Annotated in this window: 18 protein-coding genes; 8 read left to right on the top strand and 10 right to left on the bottom strand. The window is 74.6% G+C overall.

The window, feature by feature from the left end; translation table 11 throughout:
- Positions 1-40: 40 nt before the first annotated feature.
- Positions 41-1,504 (bottom strand): NAD-dependent succinate-semialdehyde dehydrogenase, encoded by a 1,464-nt coding sequence (locus ACI79P_RS01240; protein WP_456579221.1) that lies wholly within the window; start codon positions 1,502-1,504, stop codon positions 41-43.
- A gap of 138 nt (positions 1,505-1,642) precedes the next feature.
- Here ACI79P_RS01240 and ACI79P_RS01235 point away from each other — a divergent pair, with 138 nt between their 5' ends.
- Both ACI79P_RS01235 and ACI79P_RS01230 read left to right on the top strand, forming a co-directional pair.
- A complete protein-coding gene (locus ACI79P_RS01235) occupies positions 1,643-2,389 on the top strand; it encodes an SOS response-associated peptidase (RefSeq protein WP_456579220.1) in 747 nt (248 codons plus the stop codon).
- A 1-nt stretch (position 2,390) separates the two neighbouring features.
- Positions 2,391-3,944, top strand: coding sequence for a fused MFS/spermidine synthase (locus tag ACI79P_RS01230; protein WP_456579219.1), 1,554 nt, complete (start codon positions 2,391-2,393; stop codon positions 3,942-3,944).
- A 2-nt stretch (positions 3,945-3,946) separates the two neighbouring features.
- On the opposite strand, the gene ybaK is transcribed toward ACI79P_RS01230, so the two are convergent.
- Positions 3,947-4,420, bottom strand: a complete 474-nt coding sequence (ybaK, locus tag ACI79P_RS01225; RefSeq protein WP_456579218.1) for a Cys-tRNA(Pro) deacylase — start codon at positions 4,418-4,420, stop codon at positions 3,947-3,949.
- Positions 4,421-4,616: 196 nt separating this feature from the next.
- Here ybaK and ACI79P_RS01220 point away from each other — a divergent pair, with 196 nt between their 5' ends.
- Positions 4,617-5,312, top strand: a complete 696-nt coding sequence (locus ACI79P_RS01220; protein ID WP_456579217.1) for a sigma-70 family RNA polymerase sigma factor — start codon at positions 4,617-4,619, stop codon at positions 5,310-5,312.
- Positions 5,309-5,647, top strand: coding sequence for a mycothiol system anti-sigma-R factor (gene rsrA / locus ACI79P_RS01215; protein WP_456579216.1), 339 nt, complete (start codon positions 5,309-5,311; stop codon positions 5,645-5,647). The genes ACI79P_RS01220 and rsrA overlap by 4 nt, the downstream gene beginning before the upstream one ends.
- A 110-nt stretch (positions 5,648-5,757) precedes the next feature.
- On the opposite strand, the gene ACI79P_RS01210 is transcribed toward rsrA, so the two are convergent.
- Entirely contained in the window at positions 5,758-5,832 is a 75-nt protein-coding gene (locus tag ACI79P_RS01210; RefSeq protein WP_014377707.1) for a 50S ribosomal protein bL37, read from the bottom strand.
- 173 nt (positions 5,833-6,005) lie between these two features.
- On the opposite strand from ACI79P_RS01210, the gene ACI79P_RS01205 reads away from it, so the two are divergent.
- Both ACI79P_RS01205 and ACI79P_RS01200 read left to right on the top strand, forming a co-directional pair.
- Positions 6,006-7,055, top strand: coding sequence for a biotin carboxylase N-terminal domain-containing protein (locus ACI79P_RS01205; protein ID WP_456579215.1), 1,050 nt, complete (start codon positions 6,006-6,008; stop codon positions 7,053-7,055).
- A gap of 57 nt (positions 7,056-7,112) precedes the next feature.
- Positions 7,113-7,343, top strand: a complete 231-nt coding sequence (locus tag ACI79P_RS01200; protein ID WP_456579214.1) for a biotin/lipoyl-binding carrier protein — start codon at positions 7,113-7,115, stop codon at positions 7,341-7,343.
- A 58-nt stretch (positions 7,344-7,401) separates the two neighbouring features.
- Here ACI79P_RS01200 and ACI79P_RS01195 read toward each other — a convergent pair whose 3' ends face one another.
- Positions 7,402-7,899, bottom strand: coding sequence for a GNAT family N-acetyltransferase (locus tag ACI79P_RS01195; protein ID WP_456579213.1), 498 nt, complete (start codon positions 7,897-7,899; stop codon positions 7,402-7,404).
- Positions 7,900-7,980: 81 nt separating this feature from the next.
- Here ACI79P_RS01195 and ACI79P_RS01190 point away from each other — a divergent pair, with 81 nt between their 5' ends.
- Positions 7,981-9,462, top strand: a complete 1,482-nt coding sequence (locus tag ACI79P_RS01190; protein WP_456579212.1) for a sensor histidine kinase — start codon at positions 7,981-7,983, stop codon at positions 9,460-9,462.
- Positions 9,463-9,588: 126 nt separating this feature from the next.
- On the opposite strand, the gene ACI79P_RS01185 is transcribed toward ACI79P_RS01190, so the two are convergent.
- Both ACI79P_RS01185 and ACI79P_RS01180 read right to left on the bottom strand, forming a co-directional pair.
- Positions 9,589-9,840: a WhiB family transcriptional regulator gene (locus ACI79P_RS01185; RefSeq protein WP_456579211.1), complete on the bottom strand. Its 252-nt coding sequence runs from the start codon at positions 9,838-9,840 to the stop codon at positions 9,589-9,591.
- Between the two features lie 281 nt (positions 9,841-10,121).
- Positions 10,122-11,147: a diacylglycerol/lipid kinase family protein gene (locus ACI79P_RS01180; protein ID WP_456579210.1), complete on the bottom strand. Its 1,026-nt coding sequence runs from the start codon at positions 11,145-11,147 to the stop codon at positions 10,122-10,124.
- An 88-nt stretch (positions 11,148-11,235) separates the two neighbouring features.
- Between ACI79P_RS01180 and ACI79P_RS01175 the strand changes: the two genes are divergently transcribed.
- A complete protein-coding gene (locus tag ACI79P_RS01175) occupies positions 11,236-11,718 on the top strand; it encodes a hypothetical protein (RefSeq protein ID WP_456579209.1) in 483 nt (160 codons plus the stop codon).
- Positions 11,719-11,734: 16 nt separating this feature from the next.
- Here the strand turns inward: ACI79P_RS01175 and ACI79P_RS01170 are convergent, their stop codons facing one another.
- The 4 genes from ACI79P_RS01170 to ACI79P_RS01155 form a co-directional block, all read right to left on the bottom strand.
- A complete protein-coding gene (locus ACI79P_RS01170; protein ID WP_456579208.1) occupies positions 11,735-12,517 on the bottom strand; it encodes an HAD-IIA family hydrolase in 783 nt (260 codons plus the stop codon).
- A 10-nt stretch (positions 12,518-12,527) separates the two neighbouring features.
- On the bottom strand, positions 12,528-13,022 hold the full coding sequence (locus ACI79P_RS01165; RefSeq protein ID WP_456579207.1) for an N-acetyltransferase family protein: 495 nt from the start codon (positions 13,020-13,022) through the stop codon (positions 12,528-12,530).
- 103 nt (positions 13,023-13,125) lie between these two features.
- Positions 13,126-13,953, bottom strand: a complete 828-nt coding sequence (gene pssA / locus ACI79P_RS01160) for a CDP-diacylglycerol--serine O-phosphatidyltransferase (RefSeq protein WP_456579206.1) — start codon at positions 13,951-13,953, stop codon at positions 13,126-13,128.
- A gap of 11 nt (positions 13,954-13,964) precedes the next feature.
- Positions 13,965-14,609 (bottom strand): phosphatidylserine decarboxylase, encoded by a 645-nt coding sequence (locus tag ACI79P_RS01155; RefSeq protein WP_456579205.1) that lies wholly within the window; start codon positions 14,607-14,609, stop codon positions 13,965-13,967.
- Positions 14,610-14,634 lie beyond the last annotated feature (25 nt).

Genomic DNA, 14,634 nt, shown 5'->3' with positions numbered 1-14,634 from the left:
CCGCGAGCTTGCGAGTGGCGGGGGGGCAGGGGGTCCTTTCTCAGCCGGCCTGCGGCTTCTCGGCCTTCTTCACCGGCACCGTGCGGACCAGCCGCCGGTTGGCGAACTCGAACATGGCCAGCTCGGAGAGCTCGCGGCCGTAGCCGGAGCGCTTCACGCCGCCGAAGGGCAGCTCGGGGGAGGAGCCGGTGGGCTGGTTGATCCACACCATCCCGGCCTCGAGGCGGTCGGCCACCGACCGGGCGCGGTCGAGGTCACCGCTCATGACGGTGGCGCCCAGCCCGTAGGCGCTGGAGTTGGCCAGCTCGACCGCCTCCTCGGCGTCCTTCACCTTGTAGACGACGGCGGCGGGGCCGAAGAGCTCCTCGTGGTAGGCCCGCATCTCCGGGGTGACGTCGGTGAGGATCGTTGCCTCGACGAACGCGCCGGGGTGCTCGGGCCGCTTCCCGCCGGCGACCACGGTGGCGCCCTTGTCGATCGCGTCCTGGATCTGCGCGTGCAGGTCCTGGGCGGCCCGCTCGCTGGACAGCGGGGCCAGGGACGTCGACGGGTCGGCGGGGTCGCCGGGGGAGAACGTGGAGAAGGCCTGCTTGAGGCCCTCGACGAAGGGCTCGTAGAGCTCCTCGGTGACGATGAGCCGCTTGGATGCGGTGCACGCCTGACCGGTGTTCTGCATCCGGCCCATGGTGGCGGCCTTGATCGTGGCGCCGAGGTCCTCGGCGTCGAGGACGATGAACGGGTCGCTGCCGCCGAGCTCGAGCACCGACTTCTTCAGGTGCTTGCCGGCCAGGGCGGCCACGGCGCTGCCGGCCCGCTCGCTGCCGGTCAGGGTCACGCCCTGGATGCGGGGGTCGGCGATGACCTGCTCGACGTCGGAGATGCGCAGGAAGGTGTTGGTGAAGACCCCTTCGGGGGCCCCGGCGTCGGCGAAGAGCTGCTCGATCGCCACCGCGCACTGCGGGGTGATCTCGGAGTGCTTCAGGATGACGGTGTTGCCCAGCACCAGGTTCGGACCGGCGACGCGGACCACCTGGTAGAAGGGGTAGTTCCACGGCTCGATGGCCAGCAGGACCCCGACCGGCTGGGTCTCCACGACCGCCTCGCCCTTGCCCATCAGCGGCGTGATGGACGTCGGCTCGAGGAAGCCGGGGCCGTTGTCGGCGTAGTACTTGAGGATCATCGAGCACAGGTAGAGCTCGCCGCTGGCCTCGTCCCGGCGCTTGCCCATCTCCTGCGTGATGAGCGCGGCGAGCTCGTCGCGGCGCTCGTCCATGAGCTCGGCGGCGCGCCGGACGACGGCGGCGCGCTCCTCGACCGGCCGCCCGCGCCACTCCTGGTAGGCGGCGTGGGCGCGCTCGACGATCCCGTCGATGGCCTCGGTCGGGGTGAAGTCGAACTCCTTCTCCGTCTCACCGGTGAAGGGGTTGACCGTGGCGTAGCGCCGGTCGGCGCTGTCGCTGGCGGTCTTCGGGTGGTCGGTCGGTGGGGTCTGCGTCGCGGTCACGCGGTGATCCTCGTCTCTCGTCGGGCGTTGCGACAGTGGGCCCTACCCGGGGACCGCGCCCGCACGCGCGCGCACCGGCCCGTCGGTGGGCGCACCTAGAGTGCGTGGGGAACAGCCCCGTGCCCTCGAGGAGGCGCCATGTGCGGTCGCTACGCGGCCAGCCGCAAGCCCGAGGACCTCGCCCTCGAGTTCGAGGCGGTCCCCGCCGGCGGGCAGCCCCCGCTGGCCGCCGACTACAACGTGGCGCCGACCAAGGACGTCTACGTGGTGCGGCACGCCCGGGAGCGCGACGCCGAGGGCGTGCCCACGGGCGGTGGCCACCGCGAGCTCCGGTCGGTGCGCTGGGGACTGGTCCCCTCGTGGGCCAAGGACGTGTCGGTCGGCAACCGGATGCTCAACGCGCGGGCGGAGTCGCTGACGGAGAAGCCCGCCTTCCGCAGCGCGGCGCGGTCCCGGCGGTGCCTGGTCCCGGCCGACGGCTGGTACGAGTGGGCCAAGCGCCTGGACTCCCCGGCCAAGCAGCCCTACTTCATCACCCCCGAGGACGGCTCGGTGCTGGCCATGGCCGGGCTCTGGGAGGTCTGGGGCACCGGCGAGGACCGGCTCTACACCTGCACCGTCGTCACCGCCCCGGCGACCGGTGCCCTCACGGAGATCCACGACCGGATGCCGCTGGTGCTGCCGCGGGAGCGCTGGGCCGAGTGGCTGGACCCGGCCCGCGAGGACGTCGCGGAGCTGGCCCGCCCCACGCCACCGGAGCTCGTCGAGGGCCTGGAGCTGCGGCCGGTGAGCCCGGCGGTGAACAGCGTCCGCAACAACGGCCCCGAGCTGCTGGCGCGTGCCGACGGCGTGGACGCGCCCGCCGATCAGCCCGCGCTCTTCTGACGTGGCAGCGGACGACGCCCGTACCACCGCCCCGGTCGACGCACCGCCGCCGGCCCCGCCGCCCGGCGGTGCGTTGCCGGCGTGGGTGGCCGCGGCGCTGACCTTTCTGAGCTCGGGCGCCGTCCTGGTGCTGGAGATCGTCGGCCTCCGGCTGATCGCGCCCTACGTCGGCGTCACGGTGCAGACGAGCACCGCGGTGATCGGGTTCGCGCTCGCGGCGATCGCCGTCGGCGCGTGGCTGGGCGGGGCGACGGCCGACCGCACCGACCCGCGCCGGCTGCTCGCGCCGCTGCTGGTCGCCGGCGGCGCGCTCATCGTGGCCGTGCTGCCGCTGGTCCGCTTCACCGGCTCGCTGCTCAGCGGCGCCGACGCGGGCGGGGTGCTGCTGCTGGCCGCGGTGGCGGTGGTCGTGCCGGCGGCGCTGCTGTCGGCCGTCCCGCCCATGGTGGTGAAGCTCCAGCTGGCCAGCCTCGACGAGACCGGCGCCGTCGTCGGCCGGCTCTCGGGCATCGGCACGCTGGGTGGCATCGCGGCGACGTTCGCCACCGGGTTCGTGCTGGTCGCGCTCCTGCCGAGCAGCGTCATCCTGGTGGCCACCGGTGCGGTCACCGTGCTCACCGGGCTGGCGGTGGGCGTGGTCCTGCGGCGCGGCGGCGGGCCCCGGACGGTTCCGGCCGGGCTGCTCGTCCTGACCGTGGTGGGGGGCGGCCTCGCCGCGCTCGCCCCCACGCCCTGCGAGGAGGAGACCGCCTACCACTGCGCGCGGGTGGTGGCCGATCCGGAGCGGCCCTCCGGCCGGGTGCTGATGCTGGACACGCTGCGGCACTCCTACGTCGACCTCGCCGACCCCACCCACCTGGAGTTCGCCTACGTGCGGGCGATCGCCGCGGTCGCCGACGCCGCCTTCCCCCCGGGCGAGCCGGTCTCGGCGCTGCACGTGGGCGGTGGTGGGCTCACCCTGCCGCGGTACCTGGCGGAGGTGCGTCCGGGGACGGAGAGCCTCGTGGTCGAGGTCGACCCCGAGGTGGTGGACATGGACCGCGAGCAGCTCGGGCTGGAGACCTCGGAGCAGCTGCAGGTGCGGGTGGCCGACGGCCGGGTGGGGCTCGCCGAGGAGCCGGTGGGGGAGCGCGACCTCGTCGTCGGGGACGCCTTCGGCGGGCTCTCGGTGCCCTGGCAGCTCACGACCCGGGAGGCGCTCGAGCTGGTGGACCGGGCGCTGGCCGACGACGGTGTCTACGCGGTCAACCTGATCGACCACCCGCCGCTGTCCTTCGTCCGCGCGGAGCTGGCCACGATGCGCGAGGTGTTCGGCCACGTGGCCCTGCTGGCCCGCGCGCCGGTGCTGGCCGGGGAGGACGGCGGCAACGTGATCGCGGTGGCGTCGCAGCAGCCCCTCCCGGTGGAGGAGATCGCCGCGTCGCTGAGCGACCGGGAGCTGGTCTGGCAGGTCGCCGAGGGGGAGGAGCTCACCCGCTTCATCGGTGACGCCCCCGTGCTGACCGACGACTTCGCCCCCGTCGACCAGCTCCTCACGCCGTACGGCGCGCCCTGAGCTCAGCGCCCGATCGCAGCCGTCCGGGCCCGGGTCAGGCGCACCAGCTCGGCCGGGGGCAGCTCCAGCTGCAGCCCGCGCTTGCCGGCGCTGACCAGCACGGTGGGGAAGCGCAGCGCGGAGGAGTCCACCACGGTGGGCAGCAGCTTGCGCTGGCCCAGCGGGCTGATGCCGCCCAGCACGTAGCCGGTGGCGCGCTCCGCGTCGGCCGGCTCGGCCATCGCTGCTCTCCGCCCGCCGGCGGCCGCCGCCAGCGCCTTGAGGTCCAGGGTGCCGCTGACCGGCACGACCGCCACGGTGAGCGCGCCGTCGACGCGGGTGACCAGCGTCTTGAACACCTGGTGGGGATCGGCGCCCAGCGCGGCCACCGCCGCCTCGCCGTGCCCCTGGTCCGACGGGTGCTCGGGGTCGTAGTGGTGCAGGGAGTGGGCCACCTTCGCCTGCTCGAGGACCCGCACCGCCGGGGTTGCCGCCACGGCGGGGGAGCCTAGCGAGATCCGTCGCCCGGGAATGCGTTCGGCGGGCGGCGCCGTTGGACCGGCCGTGAGCAGCACCCTCTCCCCCCCTCGCGCCAGGGCCGCGCACCGACGTCCCCCGGGCCGTCCGGACGCCGCGCGGCTAGGATCGACCGATGTGGCGCCCCGCGTCCGGGGGCCCCAGAGAGGACGGTCGGTGCCTGAGGAGTCCGCGGTCGAGAACACCGGTCAGCTGCCCGAGGTGACCCCGGCGGAGGTGCCGGAGGCGCGCGAGGGCGGCAGCCGCACCGAGCTCGCCGAGACCCGCGCCGAGCGGGACGCCCGGTTCGAGCGGGACGCGCTGCCCTTCCTGGACCAGCTCTACCCGGCGGCCCTGCGGATGACCCGCAACCCGGCCGACGCCGAGGACCTGGTGCAGGAGACGTTCGTCAAGGCCTACTCCGCGTTCCACCAGTTCGCCGAGGGCACGAACCTCAAGGCGTGGCTGTACCGGATCCTCACGAACACCTACATCAACAGCTACCGCAAGAAGCAGCGGCAGCCGCAGCAGTACCCCACCGACCAGGTGCAGGACTGGCAGCTGTACGCCGCCGAGGAGCACACCTCCTCCGGCCTGCGGTCGGCCGAGATCGAGGCGCTGGACCACCTGCCCGACTCCGACATCAAGGAAGCGCTGCAGCAGCTCCCGGAGGACTTCCGGCTGGCGGTCTACCTGGCCGACGTCGAGGGCTTCGCGTACAAGGAGATCGCCGAGATCATGGGCACGCCCATCGGCACGGTGATGTCCCGGCTGCACCGCGGACGACGCGGGCTGCAGAAGCTGCTGGCCGACTACGCCCGCGAGCGCGGATTCGTCCGCGCCGGGGCCGGTGAGGAGGCGACCCGCCCGTGAGCGACGAGCACGGGGCCGGCGAGCCCCTCGACATCAACTCGTGCGACGACGTCCTCACCCACGTCTTCGAGTTCCTCGACCACGAGACCTCCGACGAGCGCCGTGGCGTCATCGCCGAGCACCTCGACGAGTGCTCCCCCTGCCTGCGCCAGTTCGGCATCGAGCAGGAGTTCAAGGCGCTGGTGCGCCGGCGGTGCGGGGGCGACAAGCCGCCGACGGGCCTGCGGGACCGCATCAAGATGCAGCTGACCAGCGTCTCCTTCGAGGAGGACGGCACCCAGGTCAGCGTCGAGCGGCTGACGATCGAGCGCTCGGAGGAGCGCCCGATCGCCTAGCACCTGCAGACGCCAGAGGCCCAGAACCCGACGGGTTCTGGGCCTCTGGCGCATGGCCCCCTGCAGGGTCCCGGCGCGAGCGTGCGAGCGACGGGGGGCAGGGGGTCCTTTCAGGCGTTGGGGCGCTTGCCGTGGTTGGCCTTGTTCCCCTTGCGGGAGCGACGCTTGCGTCCGCGCTTGGACATCGCTGCCCTCCTCTCATACTGCTGGTGGGCCGGGTGGCCCAGGACCGGTGCGGGGCCCGTGACCGGCGCACGCGGGGTGCGCGGCGCCGACGGACCCGCCAAGCTGACCCGACAAGCCTCTCACGGGAGGTCCCGGCCGTGCGCCGGGCAGGGCGAGCGCAGGAGGAGCAGCAGTGCCGCAGCTGGGGATCGAGACCGTCCTCGTCGCCGGACGGGGGCCGGCGGGGTGCGCCGCGATCCGCGCGTGCCAGCGGCTCGGTCTCAAAGCCGTGGCGGTGCACAGCGAGACGGAGCGCTCGGCCCGGCACGTCCGCCTGGCCGACGACGGTGTGCTGCTGGGTCCCGCGCCGGCCGCGGAGTCCTACCTCGCCGTCGACCGCATCGTCGAGGCGGCCCGGCGCCGCGGCGCGGACACGGTGCTGCCCGTTCCGCCGGCGCTCGCCGGCAACGCCCGCCTGGCCGGCGCGGTCATCGGTGCGGGGCTGCGCTGGGCCGGCCCCGACCCGGAGGTTCTCGAGCGGCTGGGCGGGGACGGCGTGGAGCCGGCCAGCGAGCGCGGCTTCCTGGCCTGGGTGACCGCCGAAGGGTTGCGGTTCACCACCCCGGTGGCCCGGGACCGCGCCGCGGGCATCGCGCGGGTGTCCTGGACCCCCCGCGAGCCCGGCCGGCTCCCGGTGGCGGCGCACCGCCTCGCCGAGGTCGGCTGGCGGGGGCCGGTCACCGTCGGGATCGCGCCCGACGGCGAGCTGGCCGAGGTCGCCGCCGGCTTCTCGCTGGACATGGCGGTGCTCGAGCGGTCGCACGGCGTGGACGCCGTCGAGCTCGCCCTGCGCAGCGCGGCCGACCCCCGGGACGACGACCCGGGCCCCGACGCCCGCCCCGCGCCCCGGGCGGCGGTGGTCGCGCAGCTCCGGTCCACGCTGCCGCCGGGGACCGCCGGACGGGTCAGCGGTCGCCTCCCGGGATCCGGCCGAGCCCCGGCGGCCGAGGGCGGTGCTGATCTCGTCGCGGTCAGCGGCTACGACCCCGGTGACCGGCTGGACGGCTGGTACGACGCGTTGCTGGCCACCGTCAGCGCCGGGGCGCACGACGTGGCCGCGGCCGCCGGCCTCGTCCGGTCGGCGCTCTCCGGTCTGCCGGAGACCGGCGTGCCGCACGACGGGTCCGAGGTGTGCGCGGTGCTCAGCCGGCTCGCCGAGGGTCGTGCCGTCCCGGCGTCCTGACGTCCGCGCCGCGTGCTTGGATGGGCCCTCACGGTCGGACGGGCGCGGGAGGTACCGGTGGCGGTGGCGGTGGAGGAGATCCACGCGGAGATGGTCTCCAGTGTCTGGAAGGTGCTCGTGCAGCCCGGTGCGCAGGTGTCCGCCGGTGACACGCTGGTGATCCTGGAGTCCATGAAGATGGAGATCCCGGTGCTCAGCGAGCACGCGGGCACCGTGCAGGAGCTCCACGTGGTGGAGGGCGAGGTGCTGCAGGAGGGCGACCTCATCGCGATCGTCGCCCAGTCCTGAGGAAGGACCCCGTCCCTCCACCGCACGCAGGGTCGGGGCCGGTCCCCTGGACGGGGCCTCACACGTCGCGGGCGTAGACCAGCAGGTCGATGCCGGGGAGGGGCGTCCAATCCCGCTCCGGCAGGCGGGTGAAGCCCAGCCGCTCGTACAGCCGGTGCGCCGCGGTCATGCGGCTGCCGGTGGAGATGACCACGCGCCGCCGACCGGCCGCGCGGGCCCGGGCGAGGCACTCCTCCACCAGGGCCGCGCCGACCCCGCGCCCCTGCGCCCGCGGGTCGACCACCAGCATGCGGAACCCGGCCTCGTCGGGGGACTCGAGCACCTCGCCGAACTCGCCGCCCGGCACGAACGCCACGCTGCCGACCAGTCGGCCGGCCCCGTCCCGGGCGACCAGCAGGTCGGCCACCCGGGCGCGACCGGCGACGTCGGCCAGTTCGGCCGCGTAGCCCGCCGACGCCAGCCCGCCGTCGACGTAGACCTGCACGGTCAGCGCGGCGATCCGGTCGTGGTCGGCGGGCACGGCCGGCTCGATGCGCACGGCGGGGAGGGAGAGCACGGGCACCAGGCTAGGGACCGGACGGCGTCCCCCTCGCCCGCCGGGGGCGGGTCCCGGGCCGCGTCCTAGGCTCGGGCCACCATGAGCAGCCTCTCGGAGCGCCTCACCCGCGGAACGGCGTCGAGCCCCGCGAAGATCGACCACGCGCGGCGCCTGGTGGCCGACTGGCAACTGCTCGCCGACCTGGCCTTCGCCGACCTCACGCTGTGGGTGCCGCTGTCCTCGGGGTCGTGGTGGTGCGTGGCCCAGGTCAGGCCGCTGACCGCACCGACCAGCCGGCCGGAGGACATGGTCGGCGTCGAGGTGGACGCCGAGACCGCGGGCCCGTTCGTCGTGGCGCTCCGCGAGGGCCGGCCGGTCACCGACGGGGACCCCGACTGGTCGGGCCCGACGCCGCGCCGCCGCGAGGTCATCCCGGTGCGGCACGACGGCGTCGGCGTCGCGGTGCTGGCCAAGGAGACCAACCTCGCGGTGACGAGGTCGCCGTCCACGCTCGAGCTCACCTACCTCGACATCGCCGCCGACCTCTGCCTCATGGTGTCGGCGGGGACCTTCCCGCCGGCCAAGCTGCAGGACGCGGAGATGAGCCCGCGCGTCGGGGACGGGCTGGTCCGCCTGGACAAGGCCGGGCGGGTGACCTACGCCAGCCCGAACGCCCTCTCCGCGTACCGCCGCATCGGCGTGGTCGGCGACCTCGCCGGGGCCGTCCTCGCGGAGGTGACGTGCCGCGCGGTCACCGACCGCGTCGCGGGGGAGGCGGCGGCCGCGGGCATCACCGCGGCGCTCGGCGGGCGCCACCTCGACCCCGTGGACGTCGAGGGCGCCAGCGCGACGCTGCTGCTGCGGGCCCTGCCGCTGGAGCCACCCGGCGCCGAGCACGGCGCGCTGGTGCTGGTCCGCGACGTGACCGACGTGCGGCGGCGGGACCGGGCGCTGCTCACCAAGGACGCGACCATCCGGGAGATCCACCACCGGGTGAAGAACAACCTGCAGACGGTCGCGGCGCTGCTGCGTCTGCAGGCCCGCAGGATGACCGAGCCCGCGGCCCGGGCGGCGCTGGAGGAGTCGGTGCGCCGGGTGGCCTCGATCGCCGTGGTCCACGAGACCCTCGCGGGCAGCCGGGAGGACGTCGTCGACGTCGACGACGTCCTCGACCAGGTGCTCCCGATGCTCGGCGACCTGACGAGCGTGGGGCCGGCGGCCCGCACCCGGCGGACCGGCTCGTTCGGGGAGCTCCCCGCGGCGGCGGCGACCCCGCTGGTCCTCGCGGTGACCGAGCTGCTGCACAACGCGGCGGAGCACGCCTTCCCCGAGGGGGAGCCGGGCGTGATCGAGCTGGTCGCCGAGCGGGACGGGGACGACCTGCGGGTGCTGGTCCGCGACGACGGCCAGGGGCTGCCCCCGGACTTCGACCCCGCGGCGAGCGACGGGCTGGGCCTGCAGATCGTCCGCACGCTGGTCATCAGCGAGCTGGGCGGGAGCCTGGCGATGGGCCCGCTGGAGGGCCGGTCGGGTACCGAGGTCGTGCTGACGCTGCCCGGGAGCGGCTGGCCGCGGCGCTGAGCCGCACCGGCCCCGGACGCCGCCGAGGCCGGCCCGGGAGATCCCGGACCGGCCTCGTGGCGGTCGGTGCGACAGCGGTGGTGCGGTCGCCGCCGGGTGTGCCGGCGGCGCGGTCGTGCCCGGTCGTCAGGCGGTGGTGACCCGGGTGCGATCCTGGCGCCGCTTCAGCGCGCGCCGCTCGTCCTCGGAGAGCCCACCCCAGACACCGGAGTCCTGGCCGGAGCGCAGGGCCCAGTCCAGGCACGACGAGACCACCGGGCAGCGCTGGCACACGGCCTTGGCCTGCTCGATCTGGACGAGCGCGGGGCCGGTCGTCCCGATCGGGAAGAACAGCTCCGGGTCCTCGTCCCGGCAGAGCGCGCGGTGGCGCCAGTCCATGGCGTTGTACTCCTCGATGTCGTCTGCGGTCGGTACGTCAGTCGCATGTGCTCGGTCGGCCATCGCCGAGCCCCACACCGGTCACCCAGCGCCATGGCGGCAGCGACTATCTGCTTTGTTACCGGCAGGTTGCGTTCCAGCAGCGATGTTTTCACGTGCCGGACGCCTGTCAAGCGATTCGGGGTCGACGCCGACCCCCGCGTGAGCAACCTCACCACGGCCGTGCTAAGCCCGCCACCCGGCAGGAGGAAAACGTCGCGCGGATGCCCCAGAAACGTGCGTCAGGCGATGACGCGCAGCGCGTCGGGGACGTTCCGGATCCGGACCCCCGTGGCGGTGCCCAGGTGGTCGCCGTCGACCTGCCAGCCCTGCGGCCGGACGGCGGTCACGGTGAGCTCCTGGAGGTCGTGCCACCGGTGCAGGCCGCGCCCGCGCAGGTCGGGCTCCGGGCGCATGGTCTGACGCAGGGCGCGCAGCATCCGCGCGGTGCTGGTGCGGCCGAGGGCGAAGACGTCCAGCCCGCTGTCGAAGGACGCCTGCGGCGTCGGGTTCACCGGCCGGGCGCCCAGGTAGGTCCAGGGGCTGACGTTGGACACCAGGCAGAGGAACAGTTCTTCGACGGGCGGTTCTCCCGGTACGTGGACGGTCATGGCCGGGCGGCGCCGCTCCCGGCCGAAGAGGAACGCGTTCGTCCCCTCCCGGACGTACAGCGCGCCGGTCGACCGCCGCCCCCGGGACCGGTGGGCCTCGACCCGGGCGATCACCTCGGCGTCGAACCCGAAGCCGGCGGCGAACACGAACCACCGGGGGGCGCTCCACCCCGGGCCGTCGGCGTCGGCCTCGGCCCGGGCGACCGCCTCGGCCGCCGCCGGCGACACCCCGGTCACCGCCGCGGTGCTGGTGCCGGTGGCGCTCGCGGTGCCGAGCGACACCGAGCGGGTCCGCCCCGCGCGCAGGGAGGCGAGGATCTCCGCCGTCGCCTCCACCGGGTCCCGCGAGCGGCCCAGCGCCCGGGAGAAGACGTTGGTCGACCCGCCGGGCACGACGGCCAGCGCGGGCACACCCGGTCCGGGTCCGTCGGCGAGCAGGCCGTCGACCACCTCGTTGACCGTGCCGTCGCCGCCCAGCGCGACGACCACGTCGATGCCGTCGGCGGTGGCCCGGGCGCCGAGCTCCCGGCCGTGCCCGCGGTGCGTGGTCTCGGCGACGTCGACCTTGAGCTCGCTGGCCAGCGCGCCCACCAGCACGTTGCGCGTCTTGGCGGTGGTCGTCGTCGCCGCAGGGTTGACCACCACGAGCGCGCGCATGCCGCCAGGCTAACCAGCGGGTCGCAGCGCACGCGGGAGGGAGCCGGTGCGGACCGGGGGCGACGGCCGGCCGCGTAGTCTCGCCGTCGTGACCGAGGACCGCGGCACGCCCACCCCGCCGCCCCGTCGCCTCGCTGACCGGCTGTTCGGGGCCACGGCGGCGCAGCCCGCGCCGCGCCCCGCCGGGCCGGTGACGCAGGCGCCGCCGTCGCTGCGCCGGGCGGCGCTCGTGGTGACCCTGGAGGGGGCGATTCTCGGCGCCCTCGCGCTGGTGCTGCTCTACCTCACGCTGACCGGCGACCCGGACAGCGTCGCCCGGGCCCTCGCCGAGGTGGTGCTGGCGACGCTGGCCGCGGGGGTGCTCCTCGCCGGCGCGCGCGGGCTCTGGCGGGTGGCTGCCTGGGCCCGCGCGCCGGTGATCGCCCTGCAGCTGTTCCTGGGGCTGACCGGCTTCACCTTGGCCTTCTCGGCCCAGCAGCCGCTGATCGGGCTGCCGATCCTGGCGATGGTGGTCGCGGTGCTCTACCTGCTGGCCGCCCCCGACTCGCGGCTGGCCTACGAGGACAGCTGAGCGAGGACCGGCCCGCTCACACCAGGTCGATCACGTCGGCGATCGAGTCGCAGACCCGGCTCGGCCGGAACGGGAAGCGGCTGACCTCGCTCGCCGCGGTGGAGCCGGAGAGCACCAGCACCGTCTCCAGGCCGGCCTCGATGCCGGCGACGACGTCGGTGTCCATCCGGTCCCCGATCATCATCGTGGACTCCGAGTGGGCCTCGATCCGGTTCATCGCGCTCCGGAACATCATCGGGTTGGGCTTCCCGACGAAGTAGGGCTTCGCGCCGGTCGCCGCGGTGATCATCGCGGCCACCGAACCGGTCGCCGGGAGCGGGCCCTCGGGGGAGGGGCCGGTGACGTCGGGGTTGGTCGCGATGAACCGGGCGCCGTTGCCCACCAGCCGGATCGCCCGGGTGATCGCCTCGAAGGAGTACGTGCGCGTCTCGCCGAGGACGACGTAGTCGGGGTCGGTGTCGGTGAGGGTGTAGCCCGCCTCGTAGAGCGCCGTGGTGAGCCCCGCCTCACCGATGACGTACGCCGAGCCGCCCGGCAGCTGCGTGGTGAGGAAGTCCGCCGTCGCCAGCGCCGAGGTCCAGATCGCCTCCTCGGGGACCAGCAGGCCGCTGCGGCTCAGCCGGGCCGCCAGGTCGCGCGGCGTGAAGATGGAGTTGTTGGTCAGGACGAGGAACCGCCGCCGCCGCTCGACCAGCCGGTCGAGGAACTCCTTGGCCCCGGGCAGGGCGTTCCCCTCGTGGACGAGGACGCCGTCCATGTCGGTCAGCCAGCACTCGATCGGTCCGCGCTCGGTGGTCACGGGGAGAACGCTAGCGGCGCGGTCCCGATCGGTCATCCGAGGCGAACGACGCGAGCGCGTCGTCGGTCAGGCGGAAGACGGTCCACTCGTCCATGGGGACGGCGCCGGCGGCCTCGTAGAACGCGATCGACGGGGTGTTCCAGTCCAGGACCGACCACTCCAACCGCGAGTAGCCGCGGTCGACGCAGACCTGCGCGAGCGTCCGGAGCAGCTCCCTGCCGAGGCCCGTGCCCCGGTGCCGGGGCTGCACGTAGAGGTCCTCGAGGTAGACGCCGTGGGTGCCCCGCCAGGTCGAGAAGTTGAGGAACCACAGCGCCGTGCCGACCACCTCGCCCCCGACCTCGGCGACGTGGCCGAAGAGGGCGGGGGAGTCGCCGAAGAGGCAGGCGGTGAGCTGCTCCTCGGTGAGCCGCACCTCGTGCAGGGCCTTCTCGTACTCGGCGAGCTCCCGCACCAGGCCGACGACGGCGGGCACGTCCTCGGGTCGGATCGGCCGCACGCTCACGACGGCTCCCGTTCGCTACCGCGGGACGCTCCGCTCCTCGGTCGCTGTCCCCCGCAAGCGGGAGGTGCCCCCAGCCTGGGGCGATGCTCACGTCCCTGTCCGCTCACGACAGCGCCTCCTTCAGGCGGTCCGGCACCAGCCGGCTCAGCGGCGAGAGCACCGGCACCAGCACGGGGGCGAGCAGGTAGCCGTAGGCGAGCACGCAGCCGGTCACGACGGGGGCCACCGCGAAGCCGATCACCAGCAGCACGGCGGTGGCCACCAGCCCGTAGGGGCGCCCGCTCCTGGGGCTGACCAGCGACCGGAAGGAGCGGAACCGGATGTTGGTCACCATCAGCACCGCCGGGACGGCGACGACGAGCAGCACCCAGAGCCGGTCGCGGCCCTGCATGTCGTCGCCGAAGGCGAACACCGAGGCCAGCACGACCCCCGCCGCACCGGGGCTCGGCATGCCGGTGAAGTACCGCTTGTCGGCGGTCGGGTCGATCGTGGTGTTGAAGCGCGCCAGCCGGATCGCCGCGCACGCCACCCACAGGAAGCAGACGACCCAGCCCAGCGGGTCCCACTCGTCGCGGCCCTCGGAGAAGAGGGTGAAGGCCAGCAGCGCCGGGGCCAGGCCGAAGGAGACGAGGTCGGCCAGCGAGTCGAACTGCAGGCCGAAGGGCGTCACCGCCCCGACCAGGCGGGCGACGGCGCCGTCGGTGATGTCGAACAGCACCGACAGGCCGATCAGCACCGCGGCCAGGGTGTACTGGCCCCGGATGGACACGAGGATCGCGGCGAAGCCGCAGAGCATGTTGGCGAGCGTGAACAGGCTCGGCAGCGTCGCCAGCGCCCGGCGCCGGGAGCCCCGGACCGAGCCCCGGACGAACTCCACGGTGGCCGTGCGGCGGGTCTGGGGCGGGCGTTCACCGGATGCGGAGCTGGGCACGGTGCGCTCCCTCAGCGGGCCGAGGGCCAGCGGGCGATGACGGTCTCGCCGCCGCGCACGCGCTGCCCCTCGGTCACGGTGATCGTGCACTCGCGCGGCACGAACACGTCCATGCGGGAGCCGAACTTCATCAGACCCATCCGCTGGCCGGTGGCGAGGTGCTGCCCGGGGCCGGTCCGGGTGACGATCCGCCGCGCGAGCACGCCGACGATCTGGCGGAAGACGACCGTGCGCTCGCCGTTGCGCAGCCACAGCTCGCTGCGCTCGTTCCGGTGCGCCGACTCCTTGCGGTAGGCCGCGAGGAAGCTGCCCTTGGTGTAGGAGCTCTGCACGACCTCCCCGGAGTACGGCGAGCGGTTGACGTGCACGTCGACCACCGAGAGGAAGACGCTCACCTGCTGCCAGTCGCCCTCGGGGGCGACCCCCTCCTGCGGCTCGCCGGCGACCATCACCACGCCGTCGGCGGGCGAGAGGACCTCGTCGGGCGACGGCGGCGCGGTGTCGCAGCGCCGGTCGGGGTCGCGGAAGAACAGCGCCATGTACGCCGAGACGGCTAGGAACGGCCAGACGGCCCGTCGGCGTCCGGCCACGCCGAGGGCAGCGGCGGGAAGTAGGGGTCCGGTGATGAAAGGCCACCCGGCCCGGTCGATGCGCATCGTGTCCGAACGGTACCGGGCCGCC

The sequence above is a fragment of the Blastococcus sp. SYSU DS0510 genome (assembly GCF_054050835.1).
The sequence above is the reverse complement of the archived record's forward strand: the minus strand, read 5'-3'. Positions and strand labels throughout refer to the sequence as shown.